Genomic DNA, 18399 nt, shown 5'->3' on the forward strand with positions numbered 1-18399 from the left:
CCCTGCTGTCAAGAGTGGCCGGACATGATCCCGATCGAAAGATCGAGGTTCTAGCTTACTTGTAATCGTCCGGGTTCGGCGAGTCCGAAGGCTTCGCGAACTCGTGCTTCAGCCCCTCCGAGATCGGGGTATTGAGGTTCAGACCCTTCGGCGGGATCTTGGACATGAACCACTTGTCGTAGATCTTCTGGCCCTCGCCGGAGGTGTAGAGCGCGGCGGTCGCCGCGTCGACGACCTTCTTGAACGGCGCATCGTCCTTGCGCAGCATGATGCCGTAGGGCTCCGGCTTGGAGAACGCGTCCTTCGAGATCACGTAGTCGGACGGATTCTTGGAGCCAGCGACGAGGCTCGCCAGCAGGATGTCGTCCATCACGAAGGCGACCGCGCGGTCGGTCTCGACCATCAGGAAGGCTTCGGCGTGATCCTTGGCCGGGATGATGTTGGCGCCGAGCTTCTTCTCGACGTTGGCCTCGGTGAGCTGCTTGATGTTGGTGGTGCCGGCTGTCGAGACCACCGTCTTGCCCTTGAGATCGTCGATCGACTTCAGGCCGCTCGACTTCTTGAAGACGTAGCGGCTCGCGGTCAGGAAGTGGGTATTGGTGAAGGCGACCTGCTTCTGGCGCTCGGCATTGTTGGTGGTCGAGCCGCATTCGAGGTCGATCGTGCCGTTGGCCATCAGCGGGATGCGCGTCGCCGACGTCACCGGGTTGAGCTTGACCTCGAGCTTGTCGAGCTTGAGCTCCTTCTTCACGGCGTCGACGATCTTGTAGCAGATGTCCATCGCAAACCCGACCGGCTTCTGGTTGTCGTCGAGATAGGAGAACGGGATCGAGGAGTCGCGGAAGCCGAGCGTGATGGCGCCGGTGTCCTTGATGTTCTTCAGCGTGCCGGTCAGCTCCTGGGCCCCGGCCTGGCTGACGACGAAGGTCGCGGCGAGCGCGAGCCCGATGCTACGGAAATGTTTCACTTCTTCTTCCCCTTTCAGGATGATGCGGCCGAATGCAAGCACAAATCGGCCCGGATTAGAATGTGACTTTCGGCTGGACCATGGGCTCAGGTTAACGGCCTTGTCAGTGGTCTTGGTAGTGGTCCTGGCAATTCGCCGAGATCCCAGAACAGCCCGGCCATCACCGTCAAGGCCTCTTCGGTCAATGGCAGCAGGATGTGCTCATTGGGCGCATGCTGGGAGCAGCCGGGATAGGAGTGCGGGACCCAGATCGTCGGCAGGCCCAAAATCTCGGAAAACACGTCGTTCGGCAGCGAGCCGCCGAAATTCGGCAGCACTGCCGGCGCCTTGCCTGTGGTCTCCTCGACCGAATCCGCCGCCCATTTGATCCAGGGGCTGTCGAAATCGGTGCGCGAGGCGGCAAAGCTCTGCGCCGCCCGCACCTCGACCATGGGAAACCCCTTCTGGACCAGATGCGCGCGGATCGCCTCGATCAGCCCGTCGATCTTGGTGCCGACCACGAAACGCAGTTGCAGCACGGCATTGGCCTGGCCGGGAATGGCGTTCGCCGGCTTCTCGATGTTGCCAGCTGACATCGCCAGCACTTCCAGCGTGTTCCAGGCGTAAAGCCGTTCGGCCGCGGACAATCCCTCCTCGCCCCAGTTCTCGGCCAGTGTGGGCTCGTCCGCGGTCGGCACCACCTGCACGTCCGCCAGATAGCTGCGGATCTGGTTGGTGAGCCGTGGCGGCTTCAGGGCATCGAGCAGGAGACGGCCGTGGCCGTCGACCAGCGTCGAGATCGCGTTGACCAGGATGGTCGCGGGGTTGGCGAGCACGCCGCCCCAATTGCCGGAATGGTGGCCGCCGTCGCGCAGATTCACATCGAGATGGACGCGGATGCCGCCACGGCAGCCGAGAAAGAGCGTCGGCCGGTCAGCGGACAGGCGCGGCCCGTCGGAGGCCATGAACAGGTCGGCCTTGAGTGCGTCGCGATGGAGATCGCAGACCTTGCCGAGATCGGGCGAACCGATCTCCTCGCCCATCTCGATGATGAATTTGGCGTTGAAGCCGAGCTTGCCGCCGCGCGCGCCACGTACCGCACGGAGTGCCGCCATGTTGATGCTGTGCTGGCCCTTGTTGTCGGCGGTGCCCCGGCCGTAGAGGCGCGTCCCCGCAACCGCCGTGCGCCAGGGATCGCGCCCCTCGCGCCACTCCCCCTCCATGCCGTCGACGACGTCGCCATGGCCGTAGACCAGCACGGTTGGCGCGGACGCGCTCTCGTGATGCTCGGCGAACAGGAAGGGCGCCTTGCCGCTGGGGGATTCGACGATGCGGCTGGAAAAACCGAGCGCGGCGAAAGCCGGCTGCATCTCCTGCTCCAGATAGGCGCGCAGCTCGGCGCCGCGCGACGGATTCTGGCTCTCGGTCCGATACGCGACGCGGCGGTCGAGTTCAGCGAGGAACGCACCGGATTTGAAGTCGTCCCGCGCGCGGGCGATGGCATCGGCTCTGGTCATTGCTTTCGTTTTCAAGGTTTCGACGCGGGCGAACGTAGCGGGCTACATAGGCCGTCGAAAGTGGCGGGGGCTTGGACAGTTCTTGAAGTTTCTCTTGTAGTTCTCTTGGGATTTCGTTCTTGCTCGCTTGAGATTGGCTTGCCGAGCGCGGCGGCACCGCTGATTTTGACCTTGCCAACGCCCCGGCTCTCTATTCTTGGCCCTTGCCAAGGGCCAATTATATGCAAGAACTTCGCCAAGTTGGGGCGCACATCTATCATCCGAAGAACGCTCAGTACAGGGCGACGAGGGGACCAGCATGGCCAAAGAGATCAGGCTCAACGCCTTTGCGATGAATTGCGTCGCGCATCAGTCACCGGGCCTGTGGACCCATCCGCGAGACCGCACCGCCGACTATAACCGCCTGCCCTATTGGATTGATCTCGCCAGGACACTGGAGCGCGGCCGCTTCGACGGGCTGTTCCTGGCCGACGTGCTCGGGGTCTACGATGTCTATGGCAACAGCCCTGACGCAGCCTTGCGCAATGCAGCACAGACGCCGTCGAACGAACCGCTGCTGCTGCTGTCGGCGATGGCCGCAGTGACGCAAAATCTCGGTTTTGGCGTCACCAGCAATCTGTCATTCGAGCCGCCCTACCCGTTCGCACGGCGGATGTCGACGCTCGATCACCTCACCGAGGGGCGGATCGGCTGGAACGTCGTCACCGGCTATCTCGACAGCGCCGCGCGCGGCGCCGGCAAGGACAAGCAGACCGGACATGACGACCGCTACGACATCGCCGATGAATATATGGAAGTGGTTTACAAGCTCTGGGAAGGGAGCTGGGAGGACGATGCCGTGCTGCGCGACCGCAAGCGCGGCATCTTCACCGATCCCGCAAAGGTTCATCGCGTCAATCATGAGAGCGCGAACTACCGCATCAACAACACCATTCATCTCAGCGAGCCTTCGCCGCAGCGCACGCCGGTGCTGTACCAGGCCGGCACCTCGCCGCGCGGCCGGCAGTTCGCGGCCAGGCATGCCGAATGCGTCTTCATGTCGGGACCGTCGGCCAAGATCATTGCGCCGCGCGTCGCGGCGATCCGCCAGGAAGCCGCCGCGCTCGGCCGCAACCCGGCCGAGATCCTGATGTTCAACATGATGACGATCATCCTCGGCAACACGGAGGCCGAAGCGGCAGCGAAATACGCCGACTACCGGTCGCACATCAATCCGGAGGGCGCGCTTGCCCTGATGTCGGGATGGACCGGCATCGACTTCTCCGGCTATGAACTCGACCAGCAGGTTCGTCACGTCCAGAACGATGCCGGCCGCAGCGCGCTCGACAACGTCACCCGCGGCGATCCCGACCGCGTCTGGACCGTGCGCGACGTCATCGAGCATGTCGGCATCGGCGGCGCCGGCCCGATCGTGGTCGGCACGCCCGAGAGCGTCGCCGACAAGATCGAGGACTGGTTCGAGAAGACGGATGTGGACGGTTTCAACGTCGCGTTTGCGATCTCACCCGGCGATTTCGAGGATATTTCCGACATGCTGGTGCCGGAGCTGACCAAGCGCGGGCGGTACAAGAGCGAATATGCCAAAGGCACGCTGCGCGAAAAACTGTTCGGCGGCGGACGTGCACGGCTCGACGCACCGCATCCGGCGGCGGGGTATCGGGTGGGGAAGAAGGGGTAGACGGAAAGTCGCGTCACACCCAGGCTGTCGTCCCCGCGAACGCGCGCGTCCGCGGGACGACAGCGGGGCTAGACCTTCCCGTCCACCATCACCTCGATCAGCTTGGTGCCCGGCCGGCTGAACGCCGACGCCAGCGTCGCCTTCAATTCGCTGCCATCGCTGACCTTGATGGCCTCGCAGCCGAGCGCCTTCGCCACGCCGGCAAAATCCACGGGCGGATCGACGAAATCCATGCCGACGTAATTGTCGTCGCCATGAAAGGCGAGCAGGCGCTGCTTGATGATCCGGTAGCCGCCATTGTTGGCGATGACGACGTTGAGCGGCAGCTTGTGGTGCGCCGCGGTCCACAGCGACTGGATCGAGTACATCGCGCTGCCGTCGCCCGAGAAGCACACGACGGGCCGATCGGGATTGGCAATGCTGGCGCCGACCGACGCCGGCAGTCCCCAGCCGATCCCCCCCGAGGCAAGGCCATGATAGCCGTAGCGGTCGCGATGCGCCCGCAGCGCCGTGATCTGGCGGCTTGAGGTCAGGCCTTCATCGACCAGGATGGCATTTTCCGGCATGGCCTCGACCATTTGCAGCACCAGAAAATCCGGATCGATGGGCGTGCGGCCCGCGCTCTTGCCGATCTGCTCGACCAGCGCGGCCCGGCGCGCGGTCCAGTTCTTCGGCGCGAGCTCGGCGAGGTGCTGCTTGGCGCGTTGCGCCAATGCCTCGCCACCCATCTCCTTCAGCACCGGAATCAGCGCGCGGAGCGTTTCCTTCAAATCAGCCTTCAGCGCGATCTCGGCGCCGTAGTTCTTGGCGATCTCCCAATCGACGAGGCCGATCTGCACGATGCCGAGTCCGTCCGGCAGCGCATCGACCTCGCTGTAGACCGACATGCGCAGGGGATCACCGCCGAGCGCGATCAGCAGGTCGTAAGGCGCCAGCGTGTCGCGCGCGACCTTCTGCACGCGCGCCAGCGTGCCGACGAAGCTCGGGCTCTCCGAGAGGAAGTGCGAGCCATAGGGCGTCGAGGATTGGTAGGCGGCGGCCCCGAGCAATTCGGCGAGTTCGGCGGCTTCCTTGAGCGCGTTGCTCTTCACCACCTCGTCCATGGTGACGATGACGGGACGCTCGGCCTTCAGCAGCCGTGCGGCAAACGCCCTCAGCGCCTCGTCTGACGGCTTGACCCGCGCGTCGATGCGGGTGGAGCGGCCGAGATCGATGCCGGCTTCGCTGTTGAGGATGTCGCCGGGCAGCGAGATGAACACCGGCCCGGTCGGCGGCGTGGTCGCCACCTTGGCGGCACGGCGGACGATGCGCGGCAGGTCCTCCAGCCGTGTCACCTCGACCGCCCATTTCACCAACGGCTCGGCCATCCGCACCAACGGGCCATAGAGCACCGGCTCCATCAGGCCATGGCCCTGCTCCTGCTGGCCGGCGGTCAGGATCATCGGCGTGCCCGTGAACTGGGCGTTGTAGAGCGAGCCCATGGCGTTGCCGAGGCCGGGCGCAACGTGCACGTTGCAGGCGACCAGCTTGCCTGAGGCGCGGCTATAGCCATCGGCAATCGCCACCACCAGGCTCTCCTGCATTGCCATCACATAGGTGAGATCGGGATGGTCCTTCAGCGCATGCATGATCGGCAGCTCGGTGGTGCCGGGATTGCCGAACAGGTGCGTAACGCCTTCGTCCTTGAGCAGCGCGAGAAAGGCGGAGCGGCCGGTGATCTTGTTCTTCATGTTTCCTCCAGGGAGCGGACGTTGCCGCAAGGACGGGACGCATGATGGCCGAAGTGAGAGGGCGCGCGCAAGGAAGCGCGGTCATGGCTGCGTTGCGCGAGAGAGGCAAACTGCGCTCTCCTGTCCCGGACGCGGCGCAGCGCCATAGCGCGTCGAAGACGCGCGTGAACGCGCTTACGGCGGTGCGGCGCAGAGCCGGGACTCGGATTCGCGCCGGGCTCGCTGACGCATGGGTCCCGGCACCGCGCAGCAACGTTTCACGCTGCAGCGCGTCCGGGACACGAGAGCGAGCAAACGGGGCTACATCTCCTCGCGCCCCAGCTCGAACGGATCCTCGCCGCCCGCGCGTTTCTTCCTTTTCGAGCGCTGCCAGACCACGCCAGGAAATCCCTTCAACGGCACCAGCGGCTCGCCGGTATAGGCCCATTCCTGCAGTTCCTCGATCGCAATGTGATAGAGCGGCTGTCGGCCGGTGCGCTCCCTGAACAGGGCACGGGGAATGTTGACCATGTGCGGGCCGCGCGGACGCTCATAGGCGATCGGCGTGCCGCAATGCGAGCAGAAGCTGCGCGCGGTCTTCGTCGCCTTGTCCTCGTAGCGCGTGAGCGCCGTCTTGCCCGAGGTGATGCGAAACCGCTTCTTCCAGCTTCCGACATAGGTCGCGTAGGCCGCGCCATGGGCTCGGCGGCTGGCGGCGGAGTGGTCATGCCAGGCCCAGCGCGCGGGAACGTCGATCTCGAAGGCAATCTTGCCGCAGAGGCATTGGCCGGTGGCAATACCTGCGGCAGCTGCGGCTTTGGCCATAGGTGTTTCCTCATCGTCATTGCGGGCAGAACGAAACCATCCCGACTGCCTCCGCGGAAAGACTCTGGATTGCTTCGCTGCGCTCGCAATGACGGAGTTTGTGGTAACCGTCGCACAACAAATCAAGCCCGTCATTCCGGGGCGATGCGAAGCATCGAGCCCGGAATCCATCCCACTTCCAGGGATGCGGCCCGATCGATTCCAGGCTCGCGACTTCGTCGCGCCCCGGAACGACGAAGAGGTTACGCCGGCGTCAGCTCGTCATACACGGGATAATCCGTGTACCCCTTCTCCTCGCCGCCATAGAACGTCGCGCGGTTGTACGGCGTGATTGGATAATCGTGCTGAAGGCGGCGTGGCAGATCCGGGTTGGAGATGAAGATGCGGCCGAAGGCAATGATGTCGGCATGGCCGTCGGCGATCGCCGCGTTTGCGGTCTCTCCGGTGAAGCCGCCTGCGGTCATCAGAACGCCGCTGTAGAGCGGCCGAAACAGCGCCATCGCCGACGGCACGTTCTCCCAGTGAACGTCGGCGCGGCCGGCGCCGCTGGAACGCGGCTCGATGAAATGCAAATAAGCGAGACCAAGCTTGTCGAGCGCCTTCACGACGTGGGTGTAGAGCGGCATCGGATCAGGCTCGCCCGAATCATTGGCGATGCCGTGCGGCGACAGCCGGACGGCGACGCGGTTCGCACCCCAGACGTCGATCGCGGCCTGCGTGACCTCGAGCAGAAGACGCGCGCGGTTCTCGACCGAGCCGCCATATTGGTCGGTGCGCTGGTTGCTGCGCGACTGCAGGAACTGCTCGAGCAGATAACCGTTGGCGCCGTGGATCTCGACGCCATCGAAGCCGGCGGCGAGCGCGTTCTTCGCGCCTTGCCGGAACGCCTCGACGATGCCCTTGACCTCATCGGTCTCCAGCGCGCGCGGCGTCTCATAGTCCGAGATCTTGCCGTCGGCCGTCATCGCCTTCATCCCTTCCGCCTTGATCGGTATGGCGGAAGCCGAAACCGGCAGCGCACCGCCGTGGAAGGACGAATGCGAGACGCGGCCGACATGCCAGAGCTGGAGAAAGATGATGCCGCCCTTTGCGTGCACCGCGTCGACCACCTTGCGCCAGCCCGATATTTGCGCCTCCGAATAGATGCCGGGCGTCGCCGGATTGCCGCGGCCGTGCGAGAGCACCGGCGAGGCTTCGGCGATGATCAGGCCACCAGGCGTGGCGCGCTGGCCGTAATATTCGGCGTTTAGCGGCCGCGGCGAAAAGCTCTCGCGCTCGGCCCGCATGCGCGTCAACGGCGCCATCGCGACACGATGCGCAAGCTTGTACGGACCAACCTGCAACGGCTTGAACAACGCTTCGAATTTCATGAGGGCCCCGAATGTCTATGAAAGGATGCGGATCATATCGCGAGGGGCGGCCACCGGAAAAGGCGCCGCCCCTACGAATGCAGATATTCCCTCTCGCGGAACGCGAGAGGGCAGGTTTTACGCCGTCTTGATCCAGACGGCCTTCACGTTGAGATATTCCTCGACGTGCTGCTTGCCCGATTCGCGGCCGTAGCCGCTCATCTTGTAGCCGCCGAACGGCACGGCCGGATCCATCGCCTGGTAGCAGTTGACCCAGACCGAGCCGGCGCGCAGCGATTTCGCCACCGCATGGGCCTTGCTGACATCGCGCGTCCACAAGCCAGAGCCGAGGCCGAACGTGGTGTTGTTGGCGCGCTTGACCAGCTCGTCCATGTCCTTGAACGCGATCGCGGAGATGACGGGACCAAAAATCTCCTCCTGCGCGATGCGCATGTTGTCCTGGACGCCCGCGAACACCGTCGGTGAGACGAAGAAGCCCTTCGAGAGCGCGCCTTCGGTGACGCGTCCACCGCCGGCAAGCGCCTTCGCGCCTTCCTTCTGGCCGATGTCGAGATAGCCGGTGACACGTTCGAGCTGCTGCTCGGAGACCAGCGGGCCGATCTGCACGTTGGGGTCGAGGCCGTTGCCGACTTGCAGCTTCTTGCCGAACTCGGCAACGCGGCCGACGAATTCTTCATAGATCGACTGCTCGACGAACAGGCGCGTGCCGGCGCTACAGATCTGCCCCGAATTGGCGAACACCGCCATGGCCGCACCCGGCACAGCCGCATCGAGATCGGCATCCGCGAACACGATGTCCGGCGACTTGCCGCCGAGCTCGAGCGAGACGCGCTTCAAGTTGCCGGCCGAGGCGCGGATAATCGATTGGCCCGTGACGTGCGAGCCGGTGAACGCAACCTTGTCGACGTCATGATGCGAGGCGAGCGCGGCGCCGGCGGTCTCGCCATAGCCGGGCACGACGTTAATGACGCCGGGCGGAATGCCCGCTTCCATCGCCAGCTCGGCGATGCGCAGCGAGGTCAGCGGCGCTTCTTCGGCGGGCTTGAGCACCACGGTGCAGCCAGTCGCGATCGCCGGGCCGATCTTCCAGATCGTCGCGGTGAGCGGGCCGTTCCAGGGAATGATGGCGCCGACGACGCCGATCGGCTCCTTCAGCGTGTAGGAGAAGATCTCGCCCGGCAGCGAGTTCTCGATGGTCTCGCCATGGATGGCCGTGGTCTGGCCGGCATAATAGCGCAGCATGCCGACGGCGCGCAGGCGATAGGCGCGGGTGCGACTGAGAGGCGCGCCCATGTCGAGCGTGTCGAGCTGCGACAATTCGTCGAAATTCTTCTCGACGAGGTCGGCGAGCTTCAAGAGCAGGTTCTGCCGCTCGAACGGCTTGACCTTGCTCCACGGACCCTCGAAGGCGCGGCGGGCGGCCGCGACTGCGTGATCGATGTCTTCCTTGTCTCCTTCGGCGACGGTTGCGAGCAGCTCGCCGGTGGCGGGATTGCGGGTCTCGAAGCGCTTGCCCGAGGCTGCATCCACCCACTTCCCGTCGATCAGCATCTGCTTGTAGGACCCGTTCGCGAACGGATGGCGCGTGATCGGAATAGCCTGCGATACAGCCATGGCTGCACTCCCTGTCAGGTGATGGATTGGTTCGATCTGGGCGGGATCGTTGGGCCGAGGATACAGCCGTGCCGGATAGGCGTAAAGGCAGCGCGGAACGAAGGTCTCCCATGCCGACTTGTGCGGGGTCGCGCGCGTGCCATGTTATAGCTCGACCGACAGCCCACAATGGAGACGATCCATGCCACATCCCGCCATCGTCAAAGACAACGTTGCCGTGATCACAGGTGGCGCGTCCGGCATCGGATTTGCCGCCGCCACCGCCTTTGCGTGCGCTGGAATGAAGGTGTGTATCGCGGATGTCGACGAGACACGATTGGCAGAAGCTGCAACAAGACTGTCATCCGTCACGGCTGCCACAAACGTGATGACCTTGGCCGTGGATGTCGGCACGGTCGAGAGCGTGACGGAACTGGAGCGCGCCGTACGCAAGCGGTTTGGCGGCACCGACATCCTGATGAACAACGCCGGCATCCAGCCCGGAAGCACGTTGTTTGGCGAGCCCGACCATTGGCAGCGCATCATCGGTGTCAACATGTGGGGCGTCATCAACGGCTCGCGCATCTTCGCGCCCGGCATGATCGCGCGCGGCAAACCAGGCCTCATCATCAACACCGGTTCCAAGCAGGGCATCACCACGCCGCCGGGCGACCCCGCCTACAATGTCTCCAAGGCGGGCGTGAAGGCATTTACCGAAGCGCTCCAGCATGAGCTGCGCAACACGAAGGATTGCCACGTCGCAGCGCATCTGTTGATCCCGGGCTTCGTCTTCACCGGCCTGACCGCGAAGGGACGCACCGAGAAGCCGGCCGGCGCCTGGACGCCGGAGCAGACCGTGGATTTCATGCTGGCACGGCTGGAGGCCGGCGATTTCTACATTCTTTGTCCGGACAATGACGTGCCGCGCGCCCTCGATGAGAAGCGTATGCTCTGGGCCGCCGGCGACATCGTCGAAAACCGCCCGCCATTGTCGCGCTGGCACCCGGATTACGCGGATGCGTTCAAGAAGTTTGTGGAGAGAGGCTAGATCTTTCCCTCCTTCTCCCCTTGTGGAAGAAGGTGGCACCACGGCCTACAGCGTCTCTTGCTTATGCCCGCAGTTCTTGCACGCAAATTTGACCCGGGTCTGCCCCTTCTCCGCCTGCACCCGGTTCGGCGCGCCGCACTTGCCGCAGACGGCCTCGATGCGGGTCGTGCCCTGCTTCACGACGATGGTCTTCTTTTCCATCGATTCGCGGATCAGGCGTTCGGCCTCCTCGCGCAGGGATTGTTTCGACAAAGCTCGTCTCCGCCTCTGCAAAGCGCGAGAGCCATATCGCACCTGCATTCGAAGCACAATGCATGATGAGGATTGCAGCTCCGTCAACATCATGAGGAATGGTCGTAGACACGTTCTATCGAATGAAGCGGCTTCCGCCTGCGCGGTCGGAAAGCCTTTCTCCAGCCGCATCTCGCTCGCGCGCAGCATCGCCGTGTCGGGCTTGCCCTGTCGCATTCCGAGAGCGCAGGCGAAGACGCGATAGAACTAAGCTCCGTCATAGGCGACCAGCAGCAGATCGACACCGGCGTTGATCGCTTCCACTAGGGCGGCACCGGGATGGGGCTGACGGTCGCGCGTGCGGTGATGGCGAGCCATGGCGGCTCGATCAGGCTCAAGCCGACCGACGACGGCGTCGCCTTCGAGCTCCAATTCCCTGTAGCCTAGATCGCGAACACCCAGGCGGCGACGATGGTGGCGATGGTGACGAGACCAGCGATGGTCCAGCCGGCTGCATATTCCAGTTCAGGATGACCGGTCGCCCGCATGATCTCCACCGGATCGGCGGTATGCTTCTCTGCCATGACAGCCTCGCACGTTTCTTCCCGCGACATAGATAAGTCGCATCAGCCGCCATTAGGTTCCATCACGGAAATGCGAGAAATGACGCAGCCTGGTTTGTTCGCCGAATCGGAAGCGGGCCCCGCCGGCCTTCGCTATACGGACAATTTTATCGATCGCGCCGTCGAGCGGGACTTGATCGGCCGCATCGCAGCATTGCCGCTCCAGCGCTTCCAGTTCGGCGCCTTCGAGGGCAACCGCCGGGTGGCATCGTTCGGCTATCGCTATGACTACGCGCTGCAGCGGCTGACCGAGGCCGAGCCGATCCCGGACTGGCTGCTGCCGCTGGCGCGTCAGGGCGAGGCATGGGCGCGGCTGCCGGAGGGCAGCGTCCGGCAGGTGCTGTGCACCGAATATGAGGTCGGCGTGGGCATCGGCTGGCACCGCGACAAGCCGCACTTCAAGGAGATCCTGGGCCTGTCGCTCGGCTCGCCCTGCAAATTCCGCTTCCGCCGCCGCCACGGGGACAGATGGGAACGCCGCACGCTCGAAGCCCTGCCGCGCTCGCTGTACATGATGGATGGCGAGGCGCGGTCGCAATGGGAGCACAGCATTCCGCCGGTCGGGGCGCGCCGCTACTCCATCACCTTCCGGACGATGAAGCGGGCCTGACGGGCCGGCCCAACAAAAAATGCGAAAACAACCCCATGCACAGTAGGACGCCATTTCCGGTGCGGGGCAGGGTGGCGCCGGGCAAGGGCTTGACAGACCGGGACAAAATGGCCGCACCGCGCAATCGTCGCGCGGCCCGCGAACTTGTGGTCCAATCCGCGGCTGCTTGCCAGACTGAGGCCCACGCCACGCTGGCCGCCTGCCGGGCGAAGGTGCCGTGAATTCGCCTCAACATCAGCCAACTAATGAGGCGAATTGAAAAGACAGGCGAAATCGGCAAGCCAATATCGGTCCGCGAGGCCGGCATCACCATGAAGAATTACCTGGCATTTTTCCTGCTTCTGACCATGACCGCGGCTTCCGCACACGGAATTTTGCCGGCGCGGCTATCGCCGCCCACCGGGCTCGTCCAGGCGGGCCTCACCGACAACGACACGACCGCCGGCGGCACCGCGCGGCTGTGCGAGCAGGTGACCTTCTCGCGCGGTCTGCGCTATGGCGAGAGCGAGGCCAATGTGCTCGATGTCGCGACCAGCGCGACCAAGGCGGATACGCCGCGGCCTGTGCTGCTGTTCGTGGCCGGCGACACCTTTACCGGCGACCACACCGCGCCCGAGCTGTCGCGCCAGATCCAGGACCAGGCCATGTGCTTTGCCGCGCGCAACGACATGATCGGCGTCCGCGTCAACTATCGCCTGGCGCCGTCGGCGACCTGGCCGGCCGGCGCGTCCGACCTGGCGGCGGCGCTATCCTGGGTCCACGGCAATATCGACCTCTTCAACGGCGATGCCCGCGAAATCGTCGCGGTCGGCTACGGCGCCGGCGCCTTTCACGTCGCCACCCTGCTGGCCCATCCCGAACTCCAGACCGACCGCGCCGATGTCGCCGGCGTCGTGCTGGTGTCCGGGATCTACCGCGTCGGCAAGGACGCGAGCGACAGCGAGAAGGCCTATCTCGGCACTGACCCCACCCAGTACGACAAACGATCGGTCTTCCCCGGCATCCTCAATGTCGATGTGCCGATCGTGCTGGCCTGGGCCGCGGACGACTCCGCCGGCCTCGTGGCACAGGGCGAGACCCTGAAGAAGACGCTCTGCGGCGCCGGCCATTGTCCGCGCGCCGCACTCCTGCGCAGCCGCGACGGCATCGCGAGCGCTTTCGGCCTGGACGGCTCCGGCGACAGCCTCGCCGAACCGACGCTCCTGCTGGTGCATCAGCTCGAGGCACGCGGGCTGCCGTAGAGGGCGGCGGGCTCATTACTTCGACCGTTTGCCGGGCCACCCCTCTCCCCCGCCCTCCCCCGCAAGGGGGAAGGGAGCGCAGTATGCCGCGCGGCGAGAGCTGGGCTCAAAGCCCAAAGCGGCGCGGCTAGAGCCGAGTTGAAAAACTCAATGCAAGTTGCTCACTCCGACCCCAACCACACGCACAGGTACGTTCCCTCCCCCCTTGCGGGGGAGGGTTAGGGAGAGGGGTACCACACCGGGACTCTCTCGATCAGAAAACGACACACAATCGCCAGCCCTCAGGATGAGGGATCGAGCAGCCCGGTCAACACGCCTGCCGTTTCGTTCGGGCTGCCATGCGCCGCTTTGATGCGGGCCGGCCAGCCATACGATTGACAAACGCTTGACCTAGATCGAGCGGCCCTCGTGTTGGGGGCCAACGACAAGGTGTCGAGCATGCGCGTCACCTGCAGGCTGCTGTTCGTGTTGATCGCCGCCTTCGCCTCGCTCGGCGCGATGTCCCAGCAACGTGCCGAGCAACCGGCAAGCGACGAGGAAATCCGCATCGGCAATGTCATGCCCTATTCGGGACCGCTGTCGGAGTTCGGCGCCATCGGCCAGGCGGAGGCCGCCTATTTCGACATGATCAACGCGCGTGGCGGGATCAACGGTCGCAAGATCCGCTTCATCACGCGCGACGACAATTCCGATCCGGCGACTGCGCTGGAGCTCACGCGCAATCTGGTCGAGGGCGAGGACGTCCACCTGATGTTCGGCTCGTTCGGTACGCCCGGCAATCTTGCGACGCGCCGGTATCTGAACGAGAAGAAAGTCCCGCAGCTGTTCGTCGCCTCCGGCGACGAGGAGCTGAGCCAGGCCAAGGCGTTTCCCTGGACCATGGGCTGGCAGCCGTCGTTCAGGTCCGAGGGGCGCATCTACGCCAACTACATCCAGGCCTATTACCCCAGGAAGAAGATCGTGGTGCTCTGGCAGAACGACCAGTTCGGGCGCATGCTCTACAAGGGCATCCAGGAAGGCCTTGGCGATCTCAACCGGCACGTCCTCGTCGACATCGCCTTCGATATTGCCGATGAGCATCTCGAAGGACACGTCTCGATCCTCAAACGCGCGGGCGCCGACATCTTCGTCTTTCTCGGCGTGCCGTCGACAGCGTCCAAGGTGATCAAGCTGGCGGCGTCGCTCAATTGGCACCCTGTCATCATCGTCAACGATGCCTCCGCATCAATCGCCAATGCGATGGCGCCCGCGGGCCTGGAGAACTCGGCCGGCGTGATCTCGGCGGCGTTTCTGAAGGATCCGAGCGATCCCGCCTGGAAAGACGATCCGGCCATGAAGGACTGGTTCGCCTTCATGGACAAATATCATCGGGTCGAAAGCACCAACAACAGCGCCGCGGTCTATGGCTACGCCGCGGCCGAGGCGCTGACCCAGGTGCTGAAGCAATGCGGCAACGACTTCTCGCGCGAGAACATCATGCGTCAGGCGGCTTCGCTCAGGGGATATCACCCCTCCCTTGCGCTGCCCAAAATCCAGATGAACACCTCGTCCAGCAACTATCTGCCGATCAGACAGATGCGGCTCGTCCAGTTCGACGGCCGTTCCTGGCAGCCATTCGGCGAGGTGATCGAGACGGCCTTCACGGAAGGCGCGGCGCGGTGAGCTTCACGTCAGCGCGCCGTTGCGAACAGCAGCGCGACGACGGCTCCTACCATTTGCTGGGCCCCCCCTCTCCCCCGCCCTCCCCCGCAAGGGGGGAGGGAGCGCAGCGGGATGCGCCGTTACACTGTGCCTCGCTGCGCCATGGCAATGATGAGAACGAGCTCGCGCCACAACAAAGGTATGTTCCCTCCCCCCTTGCGGGGGAGGGTTAGGGAGAGGGTGCCGCACGGGGACTCTCGCGATCGAAACGAACGCTACACGCGGCCGCCCCCCTCACGCCGGCTTGAGCGAGGCCAGCGCGTTCTCCAGCAGCGAGCGCACGCGTGCGGCATCGCCTGATTTCACCACGGCGGGATCGAGATAGAGTTCGAGGCCCGGCGCACGCTCGGTGATGATGCCGCTGTTCTCCGCCGCCTCGTTCAGCGCGTCCACGGAATAGGGAATGACCTCCCGGCTGATGCCCTTCATGGTGATCGCCGGCAGCGCATGGGCGCGGACGATGTCGCTGACGAGCGCGAAGGTCTCGTAGCTCAGCACGATGCCGCCGGGCTCGGCGATCGATTGCAGGCGCGCGGCGAGGTTCGCCTCCGCACCGATGATGGTGTAGTCCATGCGGTCCGTGCTGCCGAAATTGCCGACATTGCAATAGCCCGAGTTGATGCCCATGCGCGAGCGGAACGGCTGCTCGATGCCGGAGGCGCGCCATTTCCCGTTGAGCTCGGCGAGGCGCTGCTGCATGCGCCAGGCCATCCGGAGGCAGGCCTGCGCATCGGCGCGGTCGCCTTTGGTCTCGGGGTCGCCGAAGAAGATCAGCATGGCATCGCCGATGAACTTGTCGATGGTGCCGCCATATTCGTGGGCGATTGCCGACATCTCGGTGAAATATTCGTTGAGGAGCTGGGTCAGTTGCTCCGGCTGCAGCCGCTCGGCGGTCGCGGTGAAGTTCTGGATGTCGGAGAAGAAGATGGTGAGCTTCTTGCGCTCGGTGTGGATGGTGACGTCCTTCTGGCCGGAGAAGATGCTCTTGTAGACCTGGGGCGGGATGTAGCGCGAGATCTTCATCGAGAGCGAGGCGAGGAAGTCGTTGGCGGATTCGAGCTCCTTGTTCATGCCCTTGATGCGGCGCGCCTGACGGCGCTGGAGCGAGAGGAACGACAGGCCGCTGCCGGCGGCGATCAGGAAATAAGCCAGCAGGAACTTGAACGAGAAGATGTTGGCGGCGATCGGCTGGGCGATGATCACCTCCTGGATGCCGCGGACATCCCCCACCTTCCAGTCCGTCTTCGGGCTTTCGGGGTGGCTGTTGTGACAGCTCACGCAGGCCGGCCCCATGGTGACGGGGGCGACCAGGCGGACCTTGTCGTTGAACAGCGAGGTCTCGGTCTCCACGATCTTCTGCTCGGGGTCCTTCCGGAGCGCATCGAGCGCGTCCTTCTCGAACTTGTCGAGCTGGTGCGGGGCACGGTTCTGGAACGGGAAGTCCGAGACGAAGCGGTAGGTGATGTTCTCCTGCTGCGCGCCGATCACCCGGCCGAGCTCGAGCGAGAGGGTCGCCGGAATCGGGATCGCGCCGGGGATGGATTCGTAATTGTGCACGACCTTCGTGGTGCCATCACGGTTGGCCAGCACGCGCCCGACCACGTTGGAGGCGTAATAGCTGCGGACGCTCGATATCACGGAGTTGAGATCGGCAGCCTGCCGGCGCAGCGCCGTCTTGCTGAGCTCGGTCAGGTCCAGCCACACCGCCAGCGGCAGGGCGAGCAGCAGGAAGGCGATCACGGCGCCCGTGAGAATACCGCTCTTGCGCTGATCTTCGGCGATCTCTTGTTTCACTCTGTGGCTCCGCTGTGTGCGATTTTGCGCAAACCCGTCGGGATCTGTGGCAAGGAATGCGGGCACAGAGCCAACAATTGCAGGCCCGCGCAACCCCATTTTATGGTGGTCGGGCCAAACGCCTTTTCGTTTCATCACGGATGTTTAAGATCAGCCCCGTCTGCATCCGCTCCGCCGGGAGATCCCATGACCGAAATCATTCGCATCAAACGCTTCCACGCGCGCCCCGTCATCGTGCCGATGAACCTGCCGCTCCAGACCTCGACCGGGGCGGTCGCCAAAGCGCCGCTGGTGCTGATCGACTGCGAGACTGACCAGGGCGCGATGGGGCACGCCTATCTGTTCTCGATCACGCCCTCGGCCTTGAAGCCGCTGACGGCGATGGTCACGGAAATGTCAGACCTGCTCGCCGGCGACGAGCTGCTGCCGTTCGAGATCGAGCGCAAGCTGAGCCAGCGCTTCACGCTGCTCGGCCTTGCCGGTCTGCAACGGCTGGCGCAATCCGGCATCGATATGGCGGCCTGGGACGCGCTGGCCCGCACACGCGGCCTGCCGCTGGCCCGCCTGCTCGGCGGCGCGCCGAAGCCGGTCAGGGCCTACAATTCGAAGGGGCTCGGCATCATGCCGGCGGGCGCCGCGGTCGAGGAAGCCCATAAGCTGCTGGCTGAAGGATTTCAGGCCGCCAAAATCCGCGTCGGCCGGCCCGATGCGCGAGAGGATCTCGCAGTCGTGCGCGCGGTGCGCAAGGCCGTCGGCGATCAGGTCACGCTGATGTGCGACTACAACCAGGCACTGACGGTGACAGAGGCGATCCGTCGCGGCGAGATGCTCGACGACGAGGGCCTCGTCTGGATCGAGGAGCCGATCCGCCATGACGATTATGCCGGCTGCGCCCGCATTGCCGACGCGCTGCGGACACCGGTCCAGATCGGCGAGAATTTTGACAGCGCCTTCTCGATGCAGTCCGCGCTTTCGGCCGAGGCGTGCGACTACGTGATGCCCGACGTCCAGCGCATCGGCGGCGTCACCGGCTGGCTCCGCGCCGCTTCGCTGGCGCACGCCGCCGGCATCGAGATGTCGACGCACCTGTTCTCAGAGGTCAGCGCGCACCTGCTCTGCGTCACGCCGACGGCGCATTGGCTGGAATATGTCGACTGGGCCGACGCGGTTCTGGCAACGCGGTTGCATATCGAGGATGGCTTTGCGCTGCCGAACGAGGAACCGGGCAACGGCATCGAATGGGATGAAGCGGCGATCGCCAAGTATCTCGTTGGTTGAAAGCGCGCCCGCTACCCCGACGTCGTCATCGCGAGGAGCTCTTCCGACGAAGCAATCCAGAATGCCACCGCGGAACGATCCTGGATTGCATCGCAGAGACCGTCATCGGCCCCTTGGTTTTGCAATGACGGAGTGAAGGTAACATGCGCGTTGCGCGGGGACGGCAAGCGGACCAACGATGCCGCCGCTTGCGCCAGCAGCCGTTCATCCGGAAGCGGTGAGCAGCGCGACAAGC

The 18399-nt window shown here is 64.5% G+C and carries 15 protein-coding genes; 6 read left to right on the forward strand and 9 right to left on the reverse strand.

Annotated features, from left to right (window positions below; all coding sequences use genetic code 11):
* Positions 1 to 55: 55 nt before the first annotated feature.
* Together XH87_RS25475 and XH87_RS25480 are read right to left on the reverse strand one after the other, a co-directional pair.
* Positions 56 to 967, reverse strand: a complete 912-nt coding sequence (locus tag XH87_RS25475; protein WP_271589361.1) for an amino acid ABC transporter substrate-binding protein — start codon at positions 965 to 967, stop codon at positions 56 to 58.
* Between the two features lie 86 nt (positions 968 to 1053).
* Positions 1054 to 2463: a M20 family metallopeptidase gene (locus tag XH87_RS25480; protein ID WP_271589362.1), complete on the reverse strand. Its 1410-nt coding sequence runs from the start codon at positions 2461 to 2463 to the stop codon at positions 1054 to 1056.
* Positions 2464 to 2761: 298 nt separating this feature from the next.
* On the opposite strand from XH87_RS25480, the gene XH87_RS25485 reads away from it, so the two are divergent.
* The gene (locus tag XH87_RS25485) at positions 2762 to 4141 is read left to right on the forward strand and encodes an LLM class flavin-dependent oxidoreductase (RefSeq protein ID WP_271589363.1); all 1380 of its coding nucleotides are present in this window, start codon (positions 2762 to 2764) and stop codon (positions 4139 to 4141) included.
* A gap of 68 nt (positions 4142 to 4209) precedes the next feature.
* On the opposite strand, the gene XH87_RS25490 is transcribed toward XH87_RS25485, so the two are convergent.
* The 4 genes from XH87_RS25490 to XH87_RS25505 form a co-directional block, all read right to left on the reverse strand.
* Positions 4210 to 5871: a thiamine pyrophosphate-binding protein gene (locus XH87_RS25490; RefSeq protein ID WP_271589364.1), complete on the reverse strand. Its 1662-nt coding sequence runs from the start codon at positions 5869 to 5871 to the stop codon at positions 4210 to 4212.
* A gap of 300 nt (positions 5872 to 6171) precedes the next feature.
* The gene (locus XH87_RS25495; RefSeq protein ID WP_035712750.1) at positions 6172 to 6675 is read right to left on the reverse strand and encodes a GFA family protein; all 504 of its coding nucleotides are present in this window, start codon (positions 6673 to 6675) and stop codon (positions 6172 to 6174) included.
* Between the two features lie 242 nt (positions 6676 to 6917).
* The gene (locus XH87_RS25500) at positions 6918 to 8045 is read right to left on the reverse strand and encodes an alkene reductase (protein WP_271589365.1); all 1128 of its coding nucleotides are present in this window, start codon (positions 8043 to 8045) and stop codon (positions 6918 to 6920) included.
* Positions 8046 to 8162: 117 nt separating this feature from the next.
* Positions 8163 to 9659, reverse strand: coding sequence for an aldehyde dehydrogenase family protein (locus XH87_RS25505; RefSeq protein ID WP_271589366.1), 1497 nt, complete (start codon positions 9657 to 9659; stop codon positions 8163 to 8165).
* Between the two features lie 181 nt (positions 9660 to 9840).
* Here XH87_RS25505 and XH87_RS25510 point away from each other — a divergent pair, with 181 nt between their 5' ends.
* Positions 9841 to 10686, forward strand: a complete 846-nt coding sequence (locus tag XH87_RS25510; protein WP_271589367.1) for an SDR family NAD(P)-dependent oxidoreductase — start codon at positions 9841 to 9843, stop codon at positions 10684 to 10686.
* Between the two features lie 45 nt (positions 10687 to 10731).
* On the opposite strand, the gene XH87_RS25515 is transcribed toward XH87_RS25510, so the two are convergent.
* Entirely contained in the window at positions 10732 to 10938 is a 207-nt protein-coding gene (locus XH87_RS25515) for a hypothetical protein (protein WP_025033895.1), read from the reverse strand.
* Between the two features lie 422 nt (positions 10939 to 11360).
* The gene (locus tag XH87_RS25525) at positions 11361 to 11501 is read right to left on the reverse strand and encodes a hypothetical protein (protein WP_193374166.1); all 141 of its coding nucleotides are present in this window, start codon (positions 11499 to 11501) and stop codon (positions 11361 to 11363) included.
* Positions 11502 to 11580: 79 nt separating this feature from the next.
* On the opposite strand from XH87_RS25525, the gene XH87_RS25530 reads away from it, so the two are divergent.
* The 3 genes from XH87_RS25530 to XH87_RS25540 all read left to right on the forward strand — a co-directional run bounded on the left by XH87_RS25530 (position 11581) and on the right by XH87_RS25540 (position 15053).
* Positions 11581 to 12150 (forward strand): alpha-ketoglutarate-dependent dioxygenase AlkB, encoded by a 570-nt coding sequence (locus tag XH87_RS25530; RefSeq protein ID WP_271589368.1) that lies wholly within the window; start codon positions 11581 to 11583, stop codon positions 12148 to 12150.
* A 311-nt stretch (positions 12151 to 12461) separates the two neighbouring features.
* Positions 12462 to 13391 carry an alpha/beta hydrolase gene (locus XH87_RS25535; RefSeq protein ID WP_333909202.1) on the forward strand — a complete coding sequence of 310 codons (930 nt, stop codon included), beginning with the start codon at positions 12462 to 12464 and terminating at the stop codon, positions 13389 to 13391.
* Between the two features lie 438 nt (positions 13392 to 13829).
* Entirely contained in the window at positions 13830 to 15053 is a 1224-nt protein-coding gene (locus XH87_RS25540; RefSeq protein WP_271589749.1) for an ABC transporter substrate-binding protein, read from the forward strand.
* 273 nt (positions 15054 to 15326) lie between these two features.
* On the opposite strand, the gene XH87_RS25545 is transcribed toward XH87_RS25540, so the two are convergent.
* Positions 15327 to 16886, reverse strand: coding sequence for an adenylate/guanylate cyclase domain-containing protein (locus XH87_RS25545; RefSeq protein WP_271589370.1), 1560 nt, complete (start codon positions 16884 to 16886; stop codon positions 15327 to 15329).
* A gap of 186 nt (positions 16887 to 17072) precedes the next feature.
* On the opposite strand from XH87_RS25545, the gene XH87_RS25550 reads away from it, so the two are divergent.
* Positions 17073 to 18164, forward strand: coding sequence for an enolase C-terminal domain-like protein (locus XH87_RS25550; RefSeq protein ID WP_271589371.1), 1092 nt, complete (start codon positions 17073 to 17075; stop codon positions 18162 to 18164).
* Positions 18165 to 18399: the final 235 nt, after the last annotated feature.

This window comes from Bradyrhizobium sp. CCBAU 53415 (assembly GCF_028128735.1).
Lineage (GTDB): Bacteria > Pseudomonadota > Alphaproteobacteria > Rhizobiales > Xanthobacteraceae > Bradyrhizobium.

What these genes read in the sequence shown, in the direction of transcription:
- XH87_RS25480 (WP_271589362.1), bottom strand. Translation starts at nt 2,463, where the DNA reads ATGACCAGAGCCGATGCCATCGCCCGCGCGCGGGACGACTTCAAATCC.
- XH87_RS25485 (WP_271589363.1), top strand. Translation starts at nt 2,762, where the DNA reads ATGGCCAAAGAGATCAGGCTCAACGCCTTTGCGATGAATTGCGTCGCG.
- XH87_RS25490 (WP_271589364.1), bottom strand. Translation starts at nt 5,871, where the DNA reads ATGAAGAACAAGATCACCGGCCGCTCCGCCTTTCTCGCGCTGCTCAAG.
- XH87_RS25495 (WP_035712750.1), bottom strand. Translation starts at nt 6,675, where the DNA reads ATGGCCAAAGCCGCAGCTGCCGCAGGTATTGCCACCGGCCAATGCCTC.
- XH87_RS25500 (WP_271589365.1), bottom strand. Translation starts at nt 8,045, where the DNA reads ATGAAATTCGAAGCGTTGTTCAAGCCGTTGCAGGTTGGTCCGTACAAG.
- XH87_RS25505 (WP_271589366.1), bottom strand. Translation starts at nt 9,659, where the DNA reads ATGGCTGTATCGCAGGCTATTCCGATCACGCGCCATCCGTTCGCGAAC.
- XH87_RS25510 (WP_271589367.1), top strand. Translation starts at nt 9,841, where the DNA reads ATGCCACATCCCGCCATCGTCAAAGACAACGTTGCCGTGATCACAGGT.
- XH87_RS25525 (WP_193374166.1), bottom strand. Translation starts at nt 11,501, where the DNA reads ATGGCAGAGAAGCATACCGCCGATCCGGTGGAGATCATGCGGGCGACC.
- XH87_RS25530 (WP_271589368.1), top strand. Translation starts at nt 11,581, where the DNA reads ATGACGCAGCCTGGTTTGTTCGCCGAATCGGAAGCGGGCCCCGCCGGC.
- XH87_RS25535 (WP_333909202.1), top strand. Translation starts at nt 12,462, where the DNA reads ATGAAGAATTACCTGGCATTTTTCCTGCTTCTGACCATGACCGCGGCT.
- XH87_RS25540 (WP_271589749.1), top strand. Translation starts at nt 13,830, where the DNA reads ATGCGCGTCACCTGCAGGCTGCTGTTCGTGTTGATCGCCGCCTTCGCC.
- XH87_RS25550 (WP_271589371.1), top strand. Translation starts at nt 17,073, where the DNA reads ATGACCGAAATCATTCGCATCAAACGCTTCCACGCGCGCCCCGTCATC.